At 57.4% G+C, this 21,699-nt stretch carries 14 protein-coding genes; 4 read left to right on the top strand and 10 right to left on the bottom strand.

All coding sequences use genetic code 11. From position 1 onward, the window contains the following. Positions 1 to 18: 18 nt before the first annotated feature. A complete protein-coding gene (locus ACOZ42_RS04755) occupies positions 19 to 2,367 on the top strand; it encodes a Tex family protein (protein WP_426345605.1) in 2,349 nt (782 codons plus the stop codon). Between the two features lie 3 nt (positions 2,368 to 2,370). Further along, a complete protein-coding gene (locus tag ACOZ42_RS04750) occupies positions 2,371 to 2,883 on the top strand; it encodes a hypothetical protein (RefSeq protein ID WP_003802506.1) in 513 nt (170 codons plus the stop codon). Between the two features lie 246 nt (positions 2,884 to 3,129). On the opposite strand, the gene ACOZ42_RS04745 is transcribed toward ACOZ42_RS04750, so the two are convergent. From ACOZ42_RS04745 to ACOZ42_RS04725, 5 genes are all read right to left on the bottom strand, one after another. Then, entirely contained in the window at positions 3,130 to 4,452 is a 1,323-nt protein-coding gene (locus ACOZ42_RS04745) for a tryptophan--tRNA ligase (protein WP_003802508.1), read from the bottom strand. A 74-nt stretch (positions 4,453 to 4,526) separates the two neighbouring features. After that, positions 4,527 to 5,618 (bottom strand): cell division protein ZapE, encoded by a 1,092-nt coding sequence (gene zapE / locus ACOZ42_RS04740; RefSeq protein ID WP_003802510.1) that lies wholly within the window; start codon positions 5,616 to 5,618, stop codon positions 4,527 to 4,529. A 217-nt stretch (positions 5,619 to 5,835) separates the two neighbouring features. Continuing rightward, positions 5,836 to 7,263 carry a dihydrolipoyl dehydrogenase gene (gene lpdA, locus ACOZ42_RS04735; RefSeq protein ID WP_003802513.1) on the bottom strand — a complete coding sequence of 476 codons (1,428 nt, stop codon included), beginning with the start codon at positions 7,261 to 7,263 and terminating at the stop codon, positions 5,836 to 5,838. A gap of 162 nt (positions 7,264 to 7,425) precedes the next feature. Then, the gene (gene odhB, locus ACOZ42_RS04730) at positions 7,426 to 8,640 is read right to left on the bottom strand and encodes a 2-oxoglutarate dehydrogenase complex dihydrolipoyllysine-residue succinyltransferase (protein ID WP_003802515.1); all 1,215 of its coding nucleotides are present in this window, start codon (positions 8,638 to 8,640) and stop codon (positions 7,426 to 7,428) included. Positions 8,641 to 8,674: 34 nt separating this feature from the next. Further along, positions 8,675 to 11,542, bottom strand: coding sequence for a 2-oxoglutarate dehydrogenase E1 component (locus tag ACOZ42_RS04725; RefSeq protein ID WP_426345604.1), 2,868 nt, complete (start codon positions 11,540 to 11,542; stop codon positions 8,675 to 8,677). Positions 11,543 to 12,062: 520 nt separating this feature from the next. Between ACOZ42_RS04725 and ACOZ42_RS04720 the strand changes: the two genes are divergently transcribed. Next, positions 12,063 to 14,357, top strand: coding sequence for an NADP-dependent malic enzyme (locus ACOZ42_RS04720; protein ID WP_003802519.1), 2,295 nt, complete (start codon positions 12,063 to 12,065; stop codon positions 14,355 to 14,357). Between the two features lie 260 nt (positions 14,358 to 14,617). Here the strand turns inward: ACOZ42_RS04720 and ACOZ42_RS04715 are convergent, their stop codons facing one another. Beyond that, positions 14,618 to 16,381: an L-lactate permease gene (locus ACOZ42_RS04715; protein WP_426345603.1), complete on the bottom strand. Its 1,764-nt coding sequence runs from the start codon at positions 16,379 to 16,381 to the stop codon at positions 14,618 to 14,620. 243 nt (positions 16,382 to 16,624) lie between these two features. On the opposite strand from ACOZ42_RS04715, the gene lldR reads away from it, so the two are divergent. Further along, positions 16,625 to 17,404 (top strand): transcriptional regulator LldR, encoded by a 780-nt coding sequence (lldR, locus tag ACOZ42_RS04710; RefSeq protein ID WP_426345602.1) that lies wholly within the window; start codon positions 16,625 to 16,627, stop codon positions 17,402 to 17,404. 184 nt (positions 17,405 to 17,588) lie between these two features. On the opposite strand, the gene gltA is transcribed toward lldR, so the two are convergent. Genes gltA through sdhA form a run of 4 tightly spaced genes read right to left on the bottom strand, consistent with a single transcriptional unit; the run spans position 17,589 to position 21,699 of the window. Next, a complete protein-coding gene (gene gltA / locus ACOZ42_RS04705; RefSeq protein WP_039943520.1) occupies positions 17,589 to 18,893 on the bottom strand; it encodes a citrate synthase in 1,305 nt (434 codons plus the stop codon). Positions 18,894 to 18,911: 18 nt separating this feature from the next. Then, a complete protein-coding gene (locus tag ACOZ42_RS04700; RefSeq protein ID WP_003802528.1) occupies positions 18,912 to 19,172 on the bottom strand; it encodes a succinate dehydrogenase assembly factor 2 in 261 nt (86 codons plus the stop codon). An 18-nt stretch (positions 19,173 to 19,190) separates the two neighbouring features. Next, positions 19,191 to 19,907, bottom strand: a complete 717-nt coding sequence (locus ACOZ42_RS04695) for a succinate dehydrogenase iron-sulfur subunit (protein ID WP_003802530.1) — start codon at positions 19,905 to 19,907, stop codon at positions 19,191 to 19,193. Between the two features lie 13 nt (positions 19,908 to 19,920). Next, complete coding sequence (gene sdhA / locus ACOZ42_RS04690) at positions 19,921 to 21,699, bottom strand: succinate dehydrogenase flavoprotein subunit (protein ID WP_003802531.1); 1,779 nt, start codon at positions 21,697 to 21,699, stop codon at positions 19,921 to 19,923.

The following is a 21,699-nucleotide window of genomic DNA, read 5'->3' as shown; positions in this document are numbered from 1 at the left end:
GATGGACCCATAACTGAAATGACTGTGGAAACCCTCGCCCAGCAACAGGATCACCAACAGATTCTGGCGCTACTGGCCTCTGAACTGAACATCCGCATCCAACAAGCCGCCGCCACGGTCGAGCTCTTGGACAACGGGGCCACGGTCCCTTTTATTGCCCGTTACCGCAAGGAAGCCACCGGTGGCCTGGACGATAATGTCCTGCGCGATCTGGAAGTGCGCCTGATCTATTTGCGCGATATGCAATCGCGTCGTCATGCCATTCTGGAATCGATCCGCCAGCAAGAAAAACTGACGCCTGAGCTGGAACAGGCCATTTTGGCAGCGGACACTAAGCAGCGTCTGGAAGACTTGTACGCCCCTTACAAGCCCAAGCGTCGCACCCGTGCCCAAATTGCCCGCGAAGCGGGTCTGGAGCCGCTGGCAGACGCCATTCTGGCCCAAAAAGAGGCCGATCCACTGGCCCTGGCCGAAGGCTACCTGAATGCCGAGGCCAAAATCGACACAGCCAAGGCCGCTTTGGACGGCGCCCGCGACATTTTGGCCGAGCGCTTTGCTGAACAGGCCGATCTGCTGGAAGCCATGCGCGACTATCTGTGGAAGTCCGCCCACCTGTACTCCAAGGTTGCCGAAGGCAAGGAACAGGAAGGTGACAAATTCCGCGACTGGTTCGACTTTAACGAAGCGCTGCGCCAACTACCTTCTCACCGCGTACTGGCTTTGTTGCGCGGTCGTCAGCAAGGTGCGCTGGACCTGCGCCTGGGCCTGAACCCCGAACAGGATCAGCTTTTGCCGCACCCTTGTGTGCTGAAAGTGGCGGAACTGACCGATATTGGCGCTGACTTTTCCGCCGACGCCAGCCCACGGGATCACTGGTTGGCCGAGGTCTGCCGCTGGACCTGGCGCGTCAAGTTGCTGACGGCGTTTGAATCCGAGCTGATTGGTCGTCTGCGCGAACAAGCCGAGCAGGAATCCACCCGCGTGTTTGCCGCCAACCTGCGCGATTTACTCTTGGCCGCCCCCGCGGGCAATAAAGCCGTTCTGGGCCTGGACCCTGGCATTCGTACCGGCGTCAAAGCCGCTGTGATCGATGCCACCGGCAAGGTACTGGATACCGCCACCGTCTACCCCTTTGAGCCTCGTCGCGACCGCGAAGGGGCAATTCGCACCCTGGCCGGTCTGGCTACCCGTCACCAAGTTGAACTGGTAGCCATTGGCAACGGCACAGCGTCGCGTGAAACAGAAAAACTGGTGGCCGACCTTCAGGCGGCCTTCCCGCAACTGCCACTGACCCGCGTCGTCGTGTCCGAGGCAGGGGCATCGGTGTACTCTGCTTCGGAAATGGCTGCCCAGGAATTTCCTGATATGGACGTCAGCCTGCGTGGTGCCGTCTCCATCGCCCGCCGCCTGCAAGACCCCCTGGCCGAGCTGGTCAAGATCGACCCCAAATCCATTGGTGTCGGGCAGTACCAGCACGATGTCAACCAACGCGAGCTGGCCCGCAGTCTGGATGCGGTAGTCGAGGATTGTGTGAACGCAGTCGGGGTGGACGTGAACACTGCTTCTGCTCCCCTGCTCGCCCGGGTTTCGGGGCTGAACAACACTCTGGCCAAAAACATCGTGGCCTGGCGTGACGAGAACGGGGCTTTCCAGAGCCGCAAACAATTGCGCGAAGTACCCCGATTCGGCGAGAAAGCGTTTGAGCAGGCAGCGGGCTTCTTGCGTATTCCCGGCGCAGCCAACCCCCTGGACGCGTCTGCCGTTCACCCCGAAGCCTACCCGGTTGCCGCTCGTATTCTGGAGCGCTTACAGGCCCAGGCCAGCGATGTCATGGGTAAATCAGGCGCCCTCAAAGGCCTGTCTCCCTCGGACTTTACGGATGAGCGCTTTGGTTTACCCACCGTGCGTGATATTTTTAACGAAATTGAAAAGCCCGGTCGTGACCCACGCCCTGAATTTACAACCGCCAAATTCCAGGAAGGCATCAACTCCCTGAATGACCTGACGCCCGGTCTGATTCTGGAAGGCGTGGTCACCAATGTGGCCAACTTTGGTGCCTTTGTGGATGTGGGTGTCCATCAGGATGGCCTGGTGCATATCTCCGCCCTGTCGGACACCTTTGTGAAAGATCCACGCGATGTGGTTCGCGTAGGTCAGACGGTTAAGGTTAAAGTCCAGGAAGTGGATGTAGCCCGCAAGCGTATTGGTTTGACCATGCGCCTGAACGACGACAGCGCCCCGGTGCGTGGTTCCAACAGCACAAGCAACGCTCCCCAGCGCCGTTCCGGAAACAATCGCCCCAACCGGCAAGCTGAACCGGCACCAACAGGTGCCATGGCAGCGGCCTTTAGCAAACTTCGGAGATAAGCCATGACTGAGACCGAGCGCCTTTCCCAACTGACGCGTCTGCTCAATCTGCTGACCGGATTTGATCAGGAGGAGCAGGAGATTGCAGCCATCAGCCAGACCGTTCTGGCTGCCAGCGCCAGTACAGCGGCGATGGGTGAGGCCTATGGCAAGCATGCCCAGAACCTGATGGAACATGATCCGGATGGCGCTCTGGTCCTGGCCATCAGCTACGAGCTGGATGACTATCTGGCACTAGCCGATACCGTCGATGAGCTGTGGGAAGAGATTCTGGCCGCTTTTGAAAGCCGGGACCTGCCCGCTTTTCCTTACGACGACATGCCTTTCCAGGATGTGGACGGCTTTTTTCAGTGGGCGAATGAACAGTTGCAGGAGTTTCACCCCTCCTACTGTCTGCTGGAGTTTGCCCAGAGCTATGACGAGGAGTTCCAGCTGATCGTCGTCAAACGTGAGCACCTGGACGAAATTCTGACGCTCTGCGAGCAGCTGGACATACCAGCCCAGGCGGCAGAATAAAGACTAGGTGCACAATCTGAACAAAAGTAGCGAGCCCTGCGTGAGCATTCATGCAGGGCTCGATGTTTTGCGCCAGCCGCACATCACTCCCAGCCCTGGCTGAACCTCACCCTCGTCAAGCGCTTTTATGCGCATGCACCAGTAGCTTGAGGCGTTGGCTCGTCAGGACGGGACATAAAACCCGACATCAGGGCAGCTGCAGACTCCATCCCAAGGAGGGATCAACCCTGCAGCGCATCATCCCTGCTAGTCCCGCATCGAGTCCAAAGCGGCGTGGACGGCGTCACGCTGATCGACCGATACCCGCGCGACTTCTTCCCCTGCGCAATGAATCTGCAGTTCCGAGCCCTCTTGCCTGACCACCTCATCAAATGCCGCCGTCTGCAAGGCCTTGATCGCTACACCGGCCTGCTTGGGGTCCGCATAGGAGCGGGACAGAAACAAGGCTTGACCGGCAGCGTCTTGCAGGCGGAAACGGAAAGTACCATCCTCATCGCGGAAGTTCACGAAGCGAGCTTTGCGAGCCTTGGATTCCGTTTTGACGGCCGTCACGCTCAATGGGTCACGCAAGCCAACCGCGGCTTTCAATTCATGGATAAAAGGCGTTGCATAGGCACGGGCCTTACGGGCGCCAACTTGCAACAGGTCTTCAATGTCTTGAGGACGAGCCATCAGGGCTTCGTAACGATCCCTCATGGGAGCAATCATGGCTTCCAGCAACTGGTGCAAGGCATCCTTGGCCTCGCCCCAGGCCATGCCCTCGATCAACTGCTGCCGGAAGGCTTGAGTCTGCTCAGGTGTCGCAAATGCCTTGTACAAGGCTGTCAGGTGCGAATCATCCGGATCTTTAGGCTCGCCCGGGCCTTTGGAGTCCGTCACAATGCGGGCAATGGCTGCCTTCAATGCCTTGGCGCCACCTTCGAACAACGGGATCGTGTTGTCGTAGCTCTTGGACATCTTGCGCCCGTCCAGACCGGGCAAGAGTGCCACGTCTTCTTCGACCTGCACTTCGGGCAACACAAACAGCTCTTGGCCACGACCATACAGATGGTTGAAGCTCTTGGCGATATCACGGGCCATTTCCAAATGCTGGACCTGATCGCGGCCCACTGGCACTTTGTGTGCATTGAACATCAAAATATCGGCCGCCATCAGCACGGGGTAGCTGAACAACCCCATGGTCACGCCATCATCAGGCTCGGCCCCCGCCAGCTCATTCTTGTCCACGGCGGCTTTATAGGCATGGGCACGGTTCATCAGGCCTTTGCCGGTCACACACCCCAGCATCCAGGCCAGCTCTGGAATCTCGGGAATATCAGATTGACGGTAGAACGTTACTTTTTCCACATCCAGGCCGCAGGCCAGCCACGTCGCGGCAATCGCACGGCGCGAGATGGCCACGCGCTCTGGATCGTCGCATTTGATCAGGGCATGGTAATCGGCCATGAAGAAAAAGGCGTCGACATCGGCTTGTTGGCTAGCACGGATGGCGGGACGAATCGCGCCAGCATAATTACCCAGATGTGGAATACCGGTTGTGGTAACACCGGTCAGTACTCGTGTCGTCATGATAAAAAATACGCTTATAAAACTACGTGTCAGGGTCAGGAATCAGGTGCCCGGGCCAGGGCCGCACCCCATTCCTACAAAATAACTGCCTGGCGCCGTTCTGACTCCAGGTACTCGCGCGATTGCATTTCCATCAACCGCGAGACAGTACGGTGAAATTCATTAGCCATGGGGCCATCCACATACAACTGTTCCTCGGGCACCGCCGCGGACATAATAAACTTGACCTTGTGGTCGTAAAAAACATCGACCAGCCAGGTGAAACGCCGTGCGGCAGAAGCATCACGGGCCGTCATACGGGGAACATCGGACAGGATCACAGTCTGGAAACGATTGGCCAGTTCCAGATAGTCGTTCTGTGAGCGTGGGCTCACGCACAGGGTTTCGAAATCGAACCACACGGCCGAGCCGGACAAGGCCACCGCTTTCACATCCCGATTTTCGATACTGAGCACAGGCTCTTGAGGAGCCGTGTCAGACAGGGCGGTGAACATGGATTGCAGCTCTGCGGTGGTCTCCGGCCCCAAGGGCGTCAGATAGGTTTTCACCTGTTCCAGCGCACGACGACGGTAATCCACGCCGGTATCCACGTTCATGATATCCATGTTCTTCTGGATCAGCGCAATGGCGGGCAGAATGCGGTCGCGGTGCAGACCTTCCGGATACAGCGTGGAGGGCTCGTAGTTGGACGTCATCACAAAGGATGTGCCGCGCTCGAACAAGCCCAGCAGCAGCTTGTACAGAATCATGGCGTCAGCCACGTCCGAAACATGGAACTCGTCAAAACAGATCAGGCGATAACGCTTGGCGATACGTTTGGCGACCTCGTCCAGCGGGTCGCTCATGCCCTTGACCTGATTGAGCTCTTTGTGCACGCCGCGCATGAATTCATGAAAGTGAATCCGGGTTTTGCGCTTGAGCGGCACTGTCAGGTAGAAAGCGTCCATCAGGAAGCTCTTGCCACGTCCTACGCCTCCCCATAAGTACACCCCACGCGGCACCTCCGGGCGGGAGAACATACGGCGCAAGGCGCTGGATCGCATCTTGCGATAGGCCACCCACTCGTCGTAATAGCGTTGCAGCCGCTCAATAGCCTGCTCTTGCGCCTGGTCGGCACGGTAGCCTTTTTCTGCTAGGGCCTGATGATAATACTCGCGAACATTCATAGCACTGAAAATAAAAGAACCTGTCCAGGACAGGTAGTGATCTGCCAGCCTGCGCTGCGGCCCGCCGCAGCACGGCTATTAAGGCAGGCCCTGAGCCTTGCAGCGCGGTCACCATCACACACATGCCAGCCCTGCCAGACTGACGTGAACAGCCTTTGGTGGCGAAAAAAAGGGCGAGACTGTGCCCGCCCTTTTCCCACAACACCCTGAAAGTCTATCAGAAGTTCAGAGCGCGCTTATCCACTGCGAGAGCCGCTTCTTTCAGAGCTTCGGACAGGGTTGGGTGTGCATGGCAAATACGGGCGATATCTTCGGATGCGCCACGGAATTCCATGATGGCAACCGCTTCAGCCACCAGTTCGGAAGCCACAGGACCCACAAAGTGGACACCCAAGACCTCATCGGTCTTGGCATCCGCCAGAACCTTCACAAAGCCGGTTGTATCACCCAGTGCGCGGGCACGGCCGTTAGCCAGGAAGGGGAAGCTGCCAGCGCGGTAAGCACGGCCGTCCGTCTTCAGTTGCTGTTCGGTCTTGCCAACCCAGGCGATCTCGGGCGAGGTGTAGATAACCCAAGGCACGGTGTCGAAGTTGACATGCGGCTGCTGACCAGCCAGACGCTCGGCCACGGCCACCCCTTCTTCTTCCGCCTTGTGCGCCAGCATAGGACCACGAACCACGTCACCCACTGCCCAGATACCGGGCAGGCTGGTCGCGCAATCCTCGTCCACAATCACAAAGCCACGCTCGTCCAGCTTCAGACCGATGGTTTCCGCGCCCAGGCCGGCGGTGTTAGGAACACGGCCAATGGAGACGATCAGCTTGTCGGCTTCCAGTTTTTGCTCGGCGCCAGCTGCATCCACGTAGTTGATGGTGACCTGTTTGGCGGACTTTTTGATTTCGCCCACTTTCACGCCCACGTTGATCTTCAGACCTTGTTTGGTGAAAGCCTTCAATGCTTCCTTGGCAACGTCGCGATCCACAGCGGACAAGAACTCGGGAGCCCCTTCCAGAATGGTCACTTCAGCACCCAGACGACGCCACACGCTGCCCAGCTCCAGACCAATCACGCCGGCGCCAATCACGGCCAGCTTCTTGGGTACCTTGGGCAGACGCAATGCGCCATCGTTGGACAGAATTTGTTCTTCGTCGAACTCGGCACCGGGCAAGGCACGGGCCGAGCTACCGGTCGCAATGATGACGTTTTTGGCAACCAGCTCTTCAGCATTGGCACCGGCTACGTTCACGGACCAGCCGCCATCCACTTTGGCGCCAAAGGAGGCGGTGCCGTGAAAAAAAGTCACCTTGTTCTTTTTGAACAGGTACAAAATGCCATCGTTGTTTTGCTTGACGACCACATCTTTGCGACCGATCAGCTTGTCCAGGTTCAGCGATACGCCCTTGACGTCCACACCGTGCTCGGCCAGGTGCAGATTGGCGTGCTCGAAATGCTCAGACGATTGCAGCAAGGCCTTGGAAGGAATGCAACCCACGTTCGTGCAGGTGCCGCCAGGAGCGGGCTTGCCTTCAGCGGTCGACCAGGCGTCCACACAAGCAACGCTCATACCCAGTTGAGCCGCACGGATGGCGGCGATGTAGCCACCAGGGCCCGCACCAATCACGACAACATCAAATTGCTTAGCCATAAAAAAATCCCATAAATGTGAAAAGGCGCACTGGACCGTCTGCGAGTCAGACGGGAAGCAGTCAGGCCGGAAAAACCAGCCCCCAGGGCCTTAAACAAAGCCGGCCAAGGCTTAGAAGCAAGCACTTGGCCGTAAACATACTAGACCGGAACTACCACGTGCTTAGACGTTCAACAGCAAACGCTGTGGATCTTCCAGGGCTTCCTTCATGGCCACCAGACCCAGAACGGCTTCGCGGCCGTCGATGATGCGGTGGTCGTAGGACATGGCCAGGTAGTTCATGGGGCGAACCACGATCTGACCATTTTCCACAACGGCGCGATCCTTGGTGGCGTGAATGCCCAGAATGGCGGACTGTGGTGGGTTGATGATGGGAGTGGACAGCATGGAGCCGAACACGCCACCGTTGGAGATCGAGAAAGTGCCGCCTGTCATCTCTTCCAGAGTCAGCTTGCCGTCACGAGCACGGGCGCCGAAATCAGCAATCTGCTGTTCGATTTCAGCAATGCTCAACTGGTCGGCGTTGCGCAGGATAGGCACCACCAGACCGCGTGGGCTACCAACCGCTACACCAATGTCAAAGTAGCCGTGATAGATGATGTCTTTGCCATCTACCGAGGCGTTCAACACGGGGTACTTCTTCAAAGCAGCCACTGCGGCTTTCACGAAGAAGGACATGAAACCCAGCTTGACGCCGTGCTCTTTCTCGAACTGGTCTTTGTACTTTTTACGCAGATCCATCACCGCCTGCATGTTGACTTCGTTAAACGTAGTCAACATGGCGTTTTCGGACTGCGACTGCAACAGACGCTCGGCGATACGGGCACGCAGGCGACTCATCGGTACGCGCTGTTCTGGACGACCATCCAGGGACAGGGTAGGAGGAGCCACGGGAGCGGCGGCAGGCTTGCTGGCGGACGCGGTGTTGGCTTGCAGTGCGTCACCCTTGGTGATGCGACCGCCACGGCCGGAGCCTTCCACGGAGCTGGCTTCCACGCCTTTTTCAGCCAGGATCTTGGCGGCCGCAGGCGATGCTACGGACGATACCGATGCAGCAGGAGCGGCGGGAGCGGCTGCAGGTGCAGCCGCAGGAGCGGCTTCAGCGGCAGCGGCTGGAGCGGCAGCGCTGGCCTTGCCTTCGGTGTCGATACGAGCCAATACATCACCGGAGGTCACGGTGCTGCCATTGGCTTTGACGATCTCGCTCAGCACGCCCGAGGCAGGGGCGGGAACTTCCAGCACGACTTTGTCGGTTTCGACTTCGATCAGGATTTCGTCAGCCTGGACCATTTCACCAGGTTGTTTTTTCCACTCCAGCAAAGTGGCTTCGGAGATGGATTCAGAGAGTTGGGGAACCAGAACGTCGGTAAGTGCCATGATTATATTTTCCGTATTTAAAATTTGGGGTGCGTTATTTGGTCAGCATGAAGCCTTTGCGAGCGCCGAAAGCCTGCTCCAGCAGCGCCTTGTGCTGTTCCTGGTGCTTGGCCAGGTAGCCTACGGCGGGCGAAGCGGACGCGGCGCGGCCGGCGTAACCCAATTTCTGACCTTCGCTCATGTTCTCGTAGATGTGATGCTGAACGTAGAACCAGGCACCCTGGTTTTGAGGCTCGTCCTGAACCCAGATCACTTCCTTGGCGTTGCTGTACTTGGACAGCTCTGCCTGGAAGGCCTTGTGAGCAAAGGGGTACAACTGCTCCACACGGATAATGGCAATGTCGCTGCGCTCTTGTTCCTTACGGGTGTTGACCAGGTCATAGTAGATCTTGCCCGAACACACCAGAACGCGCTTGACAGCGGCTGAATCAATGGCCTGATCCGTTTCACCGATCACAGGCATGAAGTGGCCTTCAGCCAGATCGCTCAGTGGCGACGTGGCGTCTTTGTTACGCAGCAAGGACTTGGGCGTCATGATGACCAAGGGCTTGCGGAAAGGACGAATCATCTGACGACGCAGAACGTGGAAGATCTGGGCGCCATTGGTAGGCTGGACAACCTGAATATTGTTGTCTGCACACAGTTGCAGGAAGCGCTCGATACGAGCCGAAGAGTGCTCCGGACCCTGACCTTCATAACCGTGTGGCAACATCAAGGTCAGACCGCAATGACGGCCCCACTTGGCTTCACCCGAGGTAATGAACTGGTCGATCACTACCTGAGCGCCGTTGGCGAAGTCACCGAACTGGGCTTCCCAGATGGTCAGGATATTGGGTTCTGCCGAAGCATAGCCATACTCAAACGCCAACACGGCTTCTTCGGACAGAACCGAGTCGATCACCGTAAAGGACGCCTGGCCCTCGGAGACATTCTGCAAAGGAATATAAGTGCCGTCGTTCCAGCGCTCACGTTTTTGATCGTGCAGCACGGCGTGACGGTGCGTGAACGTGCCACGACCCGAGTCCTGACCGGTGATACGGATGGCATAGCCATTGTTGACCAGGGTGGCAAAGGCCAAGTGTTCGCCCATGCCCCAGTCAACCTGTGCCTCGCCCCGTGCCATGGCACGACGGTCGTTCAGCATGCGGTTGACCAGCGGGTGAACGGTAAAGCCCTCGGGCACAGTGGTCAGTTTTTCGCCGATGCGGGTCAGCTCGGACATGGGCAGTGCGGTATCCGCATGGTCTGTCCATTTTGCGCCCAAGAATGCAGACCAGTCCGTAGCGTACTTGTTCTTGTAATCGGTAAGAACCGGTTCCACCGTCCGTTTGCCGTCTTCCATCAATTGACGGTAGGCTTTAACCAGATCTTCGGGCTCGTTCTCGGACAACACACCCTGCGCAACCAGCTTGTCGGCGTACAGCTTGCGCGTGCCATTGTGCTGACCAATTTTCTTGTACATCAGCGGCTGGGTCATCGAGGGCGTATCTTGCTCGTTGTGGCCCAGTTTGCGGAAGCAAACGATGTCAATCACCACGTCGTGCTTGAACTCGCGACGGAAATCCAGTGCCAGCTGAGTGACGAACACCACGGCTTCGGGGTCATCACCGTTAACGTGGAAAACAGGGGCCTCAATCATCTTGACCACGTCGGTGCAATACAGTGTGGAGCGTGTATCGCGTGGGTCAGACGTCGTGAAACCAATCTGGTTGTTAATAACGATGTGCAGGGTGCCACCGGTACCGTAACCACGGGTCTGGGCCAGGTTCAGTGTTTCCATGACAACGCCCTGACCGGCAAACGCCGCATCACCGTGAACCAGTACGGGCAGAACCTGACTGCCGTCCTCGTCGCTGCGACGATCCTGACGTGCGCGCACCGAGCCCTCGACCACCGGATTAACAATTTCCAGGTGAGAGGGGTTAAAAGCCAGAGACAGGTGTACTGGACCGCCGCGGGTGGACAGGTCGCTGGAGAAACCGTTGTGGTATTTCACGTCGCCGTCGGTCAGACCTTCAGCGTGACGACCTTCAAATTCGGCAAACAGGTCGCCGGGCATCTTGCCCATGATGTTGACCAGCATGTTCAGACGACCACGGTGGGCCATGCCCACGATGATTTCCTGAACGCCGTTCTCGCCTGCGTGATTGATGACTTCATCCATACATGCGATGAAGCTCTCGCCACCTTCCAGGGAGAAGCGTTTCTGGCCGACGTATTTGGTGTGCAGGAAGCGCTCCAGGCCTTCGGCTTCGGTCAACTGCTGCAAGATGTTGCGTTTTTGCTCAACGCTGAAAGAACCTGTGCCGTGCACCGACTCCAGACGCTGCTGAATCCAGCGCTTGACGACCGGGTCGGAGATATACATGAATTCTGCGCCCACCGAACGGGAATACGTATCACGCAAGGCCTTGAGCATGTCGCGCAGCGTCATGGTGTCGGCTTTGGTGAAGTAGGTGTTGGTGGCGGAGTAGACCTGATCCAGATCTGCTTCGGTCAAGCCGTAAAAAGCAGGGTCCAGCTCGGGAATGTTGGGACGTTCCGAACGCTTCAGGGGGTCCAGATCAGCAATGCGTGCGCCCAGGGAGCGATAAGCCGCGATCATGGACTGGATGGACACTTGCTTCATGGCAACGGTCAGATCCGGTGCCTGCGCGCTGGTCAGGAAGGCATTGGCTTTGGCACGTTGCGCGAAGGACTCGACGATAGGCGCGTGCGCTTGATCGCGGGTGCTGTCGCGGCCGTCAGTAGCTGGCTGATGCTGCAGTTGATCGAAGTACTCGCGCCATTGGTCGGCGACGGAGCCCGGATTGTCGAGGTAGGACTCGTAGAGTTCTTCGACGTAAGGAGCATTGCTCCCGAACAGATAAGAGTTATTGAGCAGTTCTTTTTGCGATGACATTATTACGCTTCACCTATCCGAGTGTTTCACTCGTGTTGAGATGCAGGAAAACCTTCCGCGACACGGACCTCGCCGGTTAGCGGATAGCAGGAGCAGAAGGCAACGTGGGACGCCTTATACAAGCCGTATTGATCTAGTATAACGCCGCACACAAAAGGCGCAATTAATGACATCTAAAATGCTTGGGGACTGCACCAGACCGTTGGCATTAACAAACACATCGATCTATCACGCGGACGGATTCTTACAAAAGAAGCGCGCCAAATCATGATTGACGCCCCTTGCCTGCCCCACATGATGGAAAAATTCCGATATGCTAAACGGGTGCAGCAAGTACGCGCGTCGCCGGCCTCTTTTCCACCAAACCGAGCCCAGCCTGCCCTTGGTCACCTTGAGGCAGGCAACAAGCGTTGCCATGACATATGCTGCCTATAACAAATCAGCACCTACCTGGTGTCTGTATTTCTTATAAATTAGATTCACTTTTACACTAGAAAATCCTATCAGGAGCTTTACCAAAATGGATGCCAACGCCGATCTGGCCAAACTTGCGCTGGACTATCACGCGTATCCCACTCCCGGGAAAATCTCGGTGGTCCCTACCAAGACCCTAGCCAATCAAGATGACCTCTCGCTAGCCTACTCCCCCGGCGTCGCATCTGCTTGCATGGCCATCCACGCCGAAGGCGAAGAAGCCGCCGCCAAGTACACCTCGCGCGCCAACCTGGTCGCCGTGGTCACCAATGGGACAGCGGTACTGGGCCTGGGCAATATCGGCCCTCTGGCCGCCAAGCCCGTCATGGAAGGCAAAGGCTGCCTGTTCAAGAAATTCGCTGGCATCGATGTATTCGATATCGAATTGAACGAAACTGATCCCGACAAGCTGGTCGACATCATTGCTGCGCTGGAACCCACTTTGGGTGGGGTGAACCTGGAAGACATCAAGGCCCCCGAGTGCTTCTATATTGAAAAGAAGCTGCGCGAGCGCATGAGCATCCCCGTGTTCCATGATGACCAGCACGGCACTGCCATCATTTCGTCCTCCGCTGTTCTGAACGGCCTGAAAGTCGTCAACAAGAACATCGCCGACATCAAGCTGGTTTGTTCGGGCGCGGGCGCTGCCGCCATTGCCTGCCTGGACTTGCTGGTTGCCCTGGGCGTGAAGCTGAGCAACATCTTCGTAGCTGACTCGCGCGGCATCATCTGGAAAGGTCGTGACGAGAACATGGAGCCCAACAAGGCTCGCTACGCTCAGGAAACCGACGCCCGCACACTGGCTGACGCCATGGTGGGCGCTGATGTGTTCCTGGGTTGCTCGGCCCCTGGCGTGCTGTCTGCCGACATGGTCAAGACCATGGCCGACAAGCCCCTGATTCTGGCGCTGGCCAACCCCGAGCCCGAGATCCGCCCTGAAGTGGCCAAGGCTGCCCGCCCTGACTGCATCATCGCCACCGGCCGCTCGGACTACCCGAACCAGGTCAACAACGTATTGTGCTTCCCCTTCATCTTCCGTGGCGCCCTGGACGTTGGTGCCAGCGTGATCAACGAAGAGATGAAGCTGGCTTGCGTGAAAGCCATTGCCGAACTGGCCCAGGTCGAGCAAAGCGACGACATGGCCACCGCGTATGGCGGCGAAGATCTGCGCTTCGGGCCTGAGTACATCATTCCCAAGCCGTTTGATTCCCGTCTGATTGTTCAGATCGCTCCGGCCGTGGCCCAGGCTGCGATGGATTCTGGCGTTGCCGCCCGCCCCATCGAAGACATGGACGCCTACCGTCAGAAGCTGATCGCCATGACCTACCACACCGGCCCGCTGATGCGTCCGTTGTACATGCAGGCCAAGGCTGCGCCCAAGCGCATCATTTACGCTGACGGTGAAGACGAGCGCGTCCTGCGTGCTGTCCAAACCGTGGTGGACGAAAAGCTGGCTCAGCCTATTCTGGTTGGCCGCCCCAGCGTCATCGACATGCGCGTCAAGAAAGCGGGTCTGCGTCTGGAAGCCGGCAAGAACGTGCAAATCGTTGATCCTGAAGACGACGATCGCTTCACCGAAACCTGGACCGCCTACTACAAGCTCAAGGCACGTGAAGGCGTCACGCCGGACATCGCCAAAGCCATGATCCGCAAGCACAACTCGCTGATCGGCGTGATGCTGCTGCAACGGGGCGACGCGGACGGCATGATCTGCGGTGTGGCCAGCAACTACGACAGTCAGCTCAATTATGTCGAGCAAGTCATTGGCCTGAAGAAAGAAGCCCAGACTTTTGCCGCCATGAATGTGCTGATGCTGCCGACACAGACTCTGTTTGTGTGCGACACCCACGTCAACGAGAACCCCACCGCCGAACAGGTCGCCGACATGACGATCCAGGCCGCCGAGGAAGTTCGTCGTTTTGGCGTAGTGCCTCGCGTTGCCCTCTTGTCGCACTCGAACTTTGGCAGCCGCCAGACCGAGTCCTCGCGCAAGATGGCCAAGGCTCGTCAGATCCTGGCTGAGCGCGCTCCTGACCTGGAAGTGGACGGCGAAATGCACGCTGACTCCGCCCTGTCCGAGAAGATCCGCCTGAAAGCCTTCCCCGACAGCACGCTGCGCGGTTCGGCCAACTTGCTGATCACTCCTAACCTGGACGCCGGCAACATCACGTACAACATGCTGAAGATGACAGGCAGCAACGGTGTGGCCATGGGCCCCATCCTGCTGGGTGCGGCTCGCCCCATCCACATCCTGACCACCAGCGCCACGGTGCGTCGCATCATCAACATGACCGCTCTGGCTGTTGTAGATGCTCAGCAAGAAGCTCAGCAAAACAGCTAAACCTGTTTAGCTAACTGAAAACCGGATGCCGCTTTAAGCCGCATCCGGTTTTTTTTGGAGTGTCGCTGGACTGAAAACGATCAAAACAGACGCTGTCCTCAACAAGGCTTACAGGCTAGGCCAGAAACCCGTGTCTGCAGGCAATTCATCCACTGCTTCAAAAGACACGGCACGCAACAGAAAATGCTGCTCCCCACTCAAAGGGACTTACCGTGCTGCCGCCCTGCCCCCCCCCAGAGGGGGGGGGGAGGACAGAGCTCTCAAGCCATAGCAGGAGTCATCTGCCGTCCACGAGACAAACTCAAGCCACCAATGGTCAGTGCCAGGAAAATGGCAGCGGCAATCCACCAACCCATCGCCCCGGTAATCAAGGCCTGGCCAATCAGCCCTGCCTGAATGACGTAATACACCATGGGGATCAGGGTTTTGCGGACAATTTCCCCCTCACGGCCCAGCATGCCGACTACCGCCCCGGCGGCGACCACGTTATGAACACAAATCATGTTCCCGGCGGCCCCACCGACTGCCTGCAATGCAACCACAACAGCGGACTGGTCGATATTCAAACCAATCTGCTGTGCCGTAGAGAACTGGAAGTAGGAGAACATCATGTTGCTCACGGTATTGGAGCCTGCAATAAATGCGCCCAAGCTGCCCACCCAGGGCGAAACACCGGGCCATGCATGCCCTACCGCGGTGGCCGCTCCTTGCGCCAGCACCAGAGGCATGCTGGCGATAGAACCATCTGCCGCAGCCGAGTTGATGAACACCTGAACCATAGGCACGGCCAGCAACAAGGCAGGCGCTGCACTACCCATGGTGCGCAGCGAGTCTTTGACCCCCACCACGTACTGCTGGCCACTCATGCGGAAGATGGCGATACATGCCAAGGACACCACAATCAGGATTGCCCCCGGTGAGAACAACAATTGCGCCGATGTGGAAATACCCGTGCCGAAAATGCCTTCAATTCTGATGGTCGCGGACGGACCGGTAAGCCAGGCCTTAACGGCAGGAAAAGTGCGGGTAACGATCAGCAGCAAGACCACCAGCACATAGGGCGAGAACGCCCTCAAAACGGAAAATCGTTGCGGCGCCTCCGTATTGTCCATGGCAACCGTGCCCAGCCAATGAGAAGGCCATTGACTGCGATCGGGAAAATCAAATGTCTTACGTGGCGCAAACCATCCTTTCCGCGCCGCTGTCACGCTCAGCACCAATCCCACCATCGCGCCCAACATCGACGGAAACTCGGGCCCCAGAATGACGGCGATCAAATAATAAGGAACCGTGAAGGCCAGACCCGCAAACAGAGCAAACTTCCATGCACCCAGCCCTTCGGCAAAGGAGCGGCGCTCACCAAAGAAACGGGTCAGCAGACCGCAGAGCAATAAGGGAATCACAAAACCGGTCAGAGCATGGATCAGAGCCACATTCTCGACAATCTGCTGCAAATACTCCATCGGCTGCATGGGCGCAATGGCAGCGGCCACGTCAGCTTTGTTATCAATGCCCGAACGCACACCGACCAGCATAGGCGTGCCGACTGCGCCAAAGGACACCGGCGTGGACTGAATGATGAGTACGGACATGACGGCAGCCATGGCCGGAAAGCCCAGCGCCAGCAGTAAGGGCGCCCCTACCGCGGATGGCGTGCCAAACCCAGAGGAGCCTTCGATCAGGGAGCCAAACAGCCAGGCCACAATAATGACCTGAATGCGACGGTCGGGCGACACATCCATAAAGCCCTGCCGAATCGCTTTCAAGGCACCGCCCACCTTGAGCGTATTCAAAAGCAGAACAGCTCCAAATACAATGAACAGCAAGGTCAAGGCGGTCACAATCCCGTTGACGGTAGCGGCTGCAATCACCGCGGTCTGGCTACCCCAGACAAACAAGGCAAGTAGAACCGTCACCAGATAAGCGGCCCCCATCGACAACTTGGCTGATCGTCCCATCACCACCATCAATAGAAAGACGACCAGCAATGGCGTCAGGGCCAACAAGGTGTATAAAAGACTCATCCCGGATTCTCCTTTGTGTGACTACATGTACGCAGGAAGCACTTCTGTTAAAGGACAAAAGACCAGCATGAAACAGATCTTCGGGCAGAAAGGCCGCTTCCCGTTTTGTATTTTTGAGCATCATAGCGGTATTACCACCTTTGTATTACCAGCACAAACCCTGACTAGTTTGGCCCCTACCCTCACCAAAATCCTGTGAAATCAAATAAAGTGGTAATACCAATATCCGAGAAAGCCTCTCCCATGACCAAGCAATCCCGCTCGCGCCTGTCAGACCAGGTTGCAGAGAAAATTCGTCAGCTGATTCAGGAGAAACATTTGCAGCCGGGGGACCGCATCCCCTCCGAGCGTCAATTGGCCGAGCAACTGGAGGTCTCGCGCGTGCCCATACGGGAAGCCTTGCGCTCCCTGTGCTCTGAAGGCCTGCTGGTGACCCGCCGCGGCGGCGGTACCTACGTTCAGGATAGCGATCTGATGAACTGGCCGGCCCAAAGCATTGCGCCCCTGGAAGAGTTGCTCCATGAAGACCCGCTGTACCGCTACGATGTCCTGGAGGCGCGCCGCGCCCTGGAGGCCAGCACGGCCTGGCATGCAGCGCACCGGGCGACAGAGGCGGACAAAAAACGCATTGAGCACTGTTTTCAGGTCATGGTCCGTCACCAGCAGAATCAGGATGCAGATCTCTCGGCGCGCGCCGACGCGCAATTTCATCTGGCCATTGCCATGGCCTCGCATAATGTCGTACTGCTGCAACTGATGAACGGTTTATTCCAGCTGGTGTTCTCGACAGTGAAAGAGAACCGACGGGCCATGTTCGAGTTCGACAATGCCCGTGAAGTCGAGATTCTGACTGAACAGCATGAGGGAGTGATGAAGGCGATTCTGAACGGGGACGCAGACCGGGCACGCGAGCTGATTGGCCATCACCTTGATCACGTCCAGGCAAAAGTCCGGCTGTCAGAAGAAAACAAAGCACGTGAGCAACGCATCTTTCGCTTTAGTAACCCTCTCTCTCCACCGTGAGTGCAGCTGACTCACGCACCCGTATCCACTCGCGCGTCTGAAATCGGACTGTTTACAAAGGAAAAAAGCAAAAAAAAAGTGCACCATGTGGTGCACTTAGCGTTCTCGCTATGGTTACTGCCCAATAGCGCTGCGGGCCAGATCTACACCCGGGGCAAGCCCCAGGTACCCGGTCCCGCAAGAATTAACGCTGAGCAGGTACATCGCGCTGGGTTGGGCCCACATACAACTGACGTGGACGGCCGATCTTGTAATCAGGATCGGACAGCATTTCGTTCCACTGCGCAATCCAGCCTACGGTACGAGCCAGGGCGAAGATAGCGGTAAACAGGGAGGTTGGAATGCCAATAGCACGCTGAACGATACCCGAGTAGAAGTCCACGTTGGGGTACAGTTTGCGCTCGACAAAGTAAGGATCTTCCAGAGCGATGCGCTCCAGTTCCATGGCCAGTTTGAACAGAGGATCGTTCTCCAGGCCCAGGGCTTCCAGAACTTCCTTGCAGGTTTCCTGCATCAGCTTGGCGCGTGGATCGTAGTTCTTGTAGACACGGTGACCAAAACCCATCAGGCGCACGCCCGAGTTCTTGTCCTTGACCTTCTCCATGAACTCGCCAACCTTGTCGATGCCGCCGTTGGCTTGCAACTCTTCCAGCATGTTCAGGCACGCTTCGTTTGCACCACCGTGAGCAGGACCCCACAAGCAGGCAACGCCCGCAGCGATCGCAGCGAAAGGATTGGTACCCGACGAGCCGCACAGACGAACGGTGGAAGTCGAGGCGTTCTGCTCGTGATCTGCATGCAGGATGAAGATACGATCCAAAGCGCGCTCAACCACTTCGTTGACCTTGTAGTCTTCGCAAGGGGTGGCGAACATCATGCGCAAGAAGTTGCCGGTGTAGGACAAATCATTCTTGGGATAGATGAATGGCTGTCCCAAAGAATACTTGTACGCCATCGCAACCAGCGTTGGCAGCTTGGCGATCAAGCGAATAGCCGACACATGGCGGTGATGAGGATTCGTGATGTCCGTGGAATCATGGTAGAACGCCGACAAGGCACCGACCAGGCCAGTCAGTATTGCCATGGGGTGAGCGTCCGGACGGAAGCCACGCAGGAAGTGCTGCATCTGTTCCTGAACCATGGTGTGGTTCGTCACCAGGGAGTCGAACTCCTGTTTCTGCTCGGCGTTAGGCAGCTCGCCGTTCAGGATCAGGTAGCACACATCCATGAAATCGCACTTTTGTGCCAACTGGTCGATAGGGTAACCACGGTACATCAACTGGCCCTTGTCGCCGTCGATGTAGGTGATGCCCGATTCGCACGCCGCCGTCGCCATAAAGCCGGGGTCATAGGTAAACATACCTGTCTGACCGTAGAGCTTACGGATATCGATCACGTCCGGACCTACGGTGCCCTTGTGTACAGGGAACTCAACCGAAGGGCTACCGTCGGAGAAGGATAGCGTGGCTTTTTTTTCTGACAATTCCATCACTTTTTTCCTCAATGGTTATAGCTTTCGCATAATGTCTACTAGTCGCTGAATGTCCGGGGTGGCATATTGCCCTTCCGGCTCGGAGCGAGCCAGAAGGACATCCAGCAAAACTGTATCGTCCATTTCGAACAAACGGGTCAGGGCCGAGACGTCCTGATCAGTCAGCTCGTTTTCGTATTGATCCAGAAAACGGGTGATCATCAAGTCGTTTTCAAGCAAGCCCCGGCGCGCACGCCAACGCAGACGCGCACGCTCCAATTCCGTCAATGTTCTCATCGGTACATACCCACCTTTTTAGATACTGCGACGCACCAGCATTTCTTTGATCTTGCCGATGGCATGCGAGGGATTCAGTCCTTTTGGACAGACATCCGTACAGTTCATGATCGTGTGGCAACGGAACAAGCGGTAAGGATCTTCCAGATTATCCAGACGCTCGCCAGTAGCCTCGTCACGCGAGTCGGCAATGAAACGATAGGCTTGCAACAAACCGGCAGGACCGACGAACTTGTCGGGGTTCCACCAGAACGAGGGGCAAGAGGTCGAGCAGCAGGCACACAGAATGCACTCGTACAGACCATCGAGTTCCTCACGAGCTTCAGGCGTTTGCAGACGCTCTTTCTCAGGAGGAGGCGCATCGTTGATCAGGAAGGGCTTGACCGAATGGTACTGATCGAAGAAGTGGGTCATGTCCACGATCAGGTCACGGATAACCGGCAGACCTGGCAATGGGCGCAGGACCACAGGTTCTTTCAGGTCGCGCATATTGGTCGTGCAGGCCAGACCGTTCTTGCCATTGATGTTCATGGCATCGGAACCGCACACACCTTCGCGGCAGGAACGACGCAACGCCAGGCTGTCGTCCATATCGTTCTTAATGCGCAAGATCGCATCGAGCAGCATCTTGTCGGTAGGTTCCAACTCGACTTCGATCTTTTGCATGTAGGGACGCTCGTCCTTGTCAGGATCGTAGCGGTAGATTTCAAATTTGACCTTACGTTTTTGGCTCATGTCAGTATCCTGCTTAGAAAGTCCGGGCCTTGGGCGGAATCGTTTCGGCTGTCAGCGGTTTCATCTGGACAGGCTTGTACTCCAGACGGCTGCCTTCCGAGAACCACAAGGTGTGACGCAGCCAGTTCTCGTCGTCACGCTCCGGGTGGTCGTTCAGGGCATGAGCGCCGCGACTTTCCGTACGATTGGCGGCCGACTTGGTCGTGGCACGAGCCACTTCGATCATGTTGGCCACTTCCAGCGCCTCAATACGGGCGGTATTGAAGACTTTGGACTTGTCTTTGAAGTAAATATCCTTGACTTCGGGAACCAGGGATTCGATCTGGTCGACGCCCTTGTGCAGCAGATCCAGGGTACGGAACACGCCACAGTGAGCCTGCATGGCCACGCGAATCTTGTTGCCCACATCCTGAGCCTTTTCGCCCGAGGTACGGGACTCCAGACGATTGACGCGGTCCAGCGAGAACTCGATGGAGGACTCGTTGATTTCCTGGTGAGCGTGATCTTTCTCGGGGTGCGAGTCCACAATGTGGTTGCCGGCAGCGCGACCGAACACGATCAGGTCCAGCAGCGAGTTTGTACCCAGACGGTTGGCACCGTGTACGGACGTGGCCGCACACTCACCGATCGCGTACAGACCGTTGACGATCTTGCTCTCGCCGGTCGGGGTTTGCGTCACCACCTGACCGTAGTAGTTCGTGGGGATACCGCCCATCTGGTAGTGGATGGTGGGAACCACGGGGATCGGGTCCTTGATCGGGTCGACGTTACCGAACTTGATGGCGATCTCGCGAATCGAGGGCAGACGTTTCTTGATGACGTCGGCACCCAGGTGATCCAGCTTCAGCACCACGTAGCTGCCGTCGCCACAACCGCGACCTTCCTTGATTTCCTGGTCCATGGAACGGGACACGAAGTCACGAGGGGCCAGATCTTTCAGGGTAGGAGCGTAACGCTCCATGAAGCGCTCGCCGTCCTTGTTCAACAGGATTCCGCCTTCACCGCGCACGCCCTCGGTAATCAGCACGCCGGCACCGGCCACGCCGGTGGGGTGGAATTGCCAGAACTCCATGTCCTGCAAAGGCAGACCTGCACGAGCGGCCATACCCAGACCGTCACCCGTGTTGATGAAGGCGTTGGTGGACGCAGCCCAGATACGGCCTGCACCACCGGTAGCCAGCACCACGCGCTTGCCTTCCAGAACGTAGATTTCGCCGGTTTCCATTTCCAGGGCAGTCACGCCCAGGACGTCGCCCGCTTCGTTACGCAGCAGATCCAGTGCCATCCACTCCACGAAGAACTGGGTGCGGGCAGCAACGTTACGCTGGTACAGCGTGTGCAACATGGCGTGACCGGTACGGTCAGCTGCCGCACAGGCGCGCTGGACAGGTTTTTCACCAAAGTTGGCGGTGTGACCACCAAATGGACGCTGGTAAATCGTACCGTCCTGGTTGCGGTCAAAAGGCATGCCAAAGTGCTCGAGCTCGTACACTGCGTGCGGCGCTTCACGGCACATGAATTCGATGGCGTCCTGGTCACCCAGCCAGTCCGAACCCTTGACGGTGTCGTACATGTGCCAGTACCAATGGTCCTCGCTCATGTTACCCAGGGAGGCACTGACGCCACCTTGGGCGGCCACCGTGTGGGAGCGGGTTGGGAACACCTTGCTGAGCACAGCCACGGACAAGCCGGCCTGAGCCAATTGCAGGGAACAACGCATACCGGCGCCACCGGCACCGACCACCACTACGTCAAACTGACGGCGGGGCAAAGATTTTGTGATGGAAGCCAC

Source organism: Alcaligenes sp. HNGD-HTN06 (assembly GCF_049932565.1).
Taxonomy (GTDB): domain Bacteria; phylum Pseudomonadota; class Gammaproteobacteria; order Burkholderiales; family Burkholderiaceae_B; genus Alcaligenes; species Alcaligenes ammonioxydans.
This window is presented reverse-complemented; position numbering and strand designations above follow the sequence as displayed.

Bases quoted from the DNA above. Each gene is read 5' to 3' on its own strand.
- ACOZ42_RS04755 (WP_426345605.1), top strand. From the start codon at position 19: ATGACTGTGGAAACCCTCGCCCAGCAACAGGATCACCAACAGATTCTG.
- lldR (WP_426345602.1), top strand. From the start codon at position 16,625: ATGACCAAGCAATCCCGCTCGCGCCTGTCAGACCAGGTTGCAGAGAAA.
- ACOZ42_RS04695 (WP_003802530.1), bottom strand. From the start codon at position 19,907: ATGAGCCAAAAACGTAAGGTCAAATTTGAAATCTACCGCTACGATCCT.
- gltA (WP_039943520.1), bottom strand. From the start codon at position 18,893: ATGGAATTGTCAGAAAAAAAAGCCACGCTATCCTTCTCCGACGGTAGC.
- odhB (WP_003802515.1), bottom strand. From the start codon at position 8,640: ATGGCACTTACCGACGTTCTGGTTCCCCAACTCTCTGAATCCATCTCC.
- ACOZ42_RS04745 (WP_003802508.1), bottom strand. From the start codon at position 4,452: ATGACGACACGAGTACTGACCGGTGTTACCACAACCGGTATTCCACAT.
- ACOZ42_RS04750 (WP_003802506.1), top strand. From the start codon at position 2,371: ATGACTGAGACCGAGCGCCTTTCCCAACTGACGCGTCTGCTCAATCTG.
- zapE (WP_003802510.1), bottom strand. From the start codon at position 5,618: ATGAATGTTCGCGAGTATTATCATCAGGCCCTAGCAGAAAAAGGCTAC.
- lpdA (WP_003802513.1), bottom strand. From the start codon at position 7,263: ATGGCTAAGCAATTTGATGTTGTCGTGATTGGTGCGGGCCCTGGTGGC.
- ACOZ42_RS04700 (WP_003802528.1), bottom strand. From the start codon at position 19,172: ATGAGAACATTGACGGAATTGGAGCGTGCGCGTCTGCGTTGGCGTGCG.
- ACOZ42_RS04725 (WP_426345604.1), bottom strand. From the start codon at position 11,542: ATGTCATCGCAAAAAGAACTGCTCAATAACTCTTATCTGTTCGGGAGC.
- ACOZ42_RS04715 (WP_426345603.1), bottom strand. From the start codon at position 16,381: ATGAGTCTTTTATACACCTTGTTGGCCCTGACGCCATTGCTGGTCGTC.
- ACOZ42_RS04720 (WP_003802519.1), top strand. From the start codon at position 12,063: ATGGATGCCAACGCCGATCTGGCCAAACTTGCGCTGGACTATCACGCG.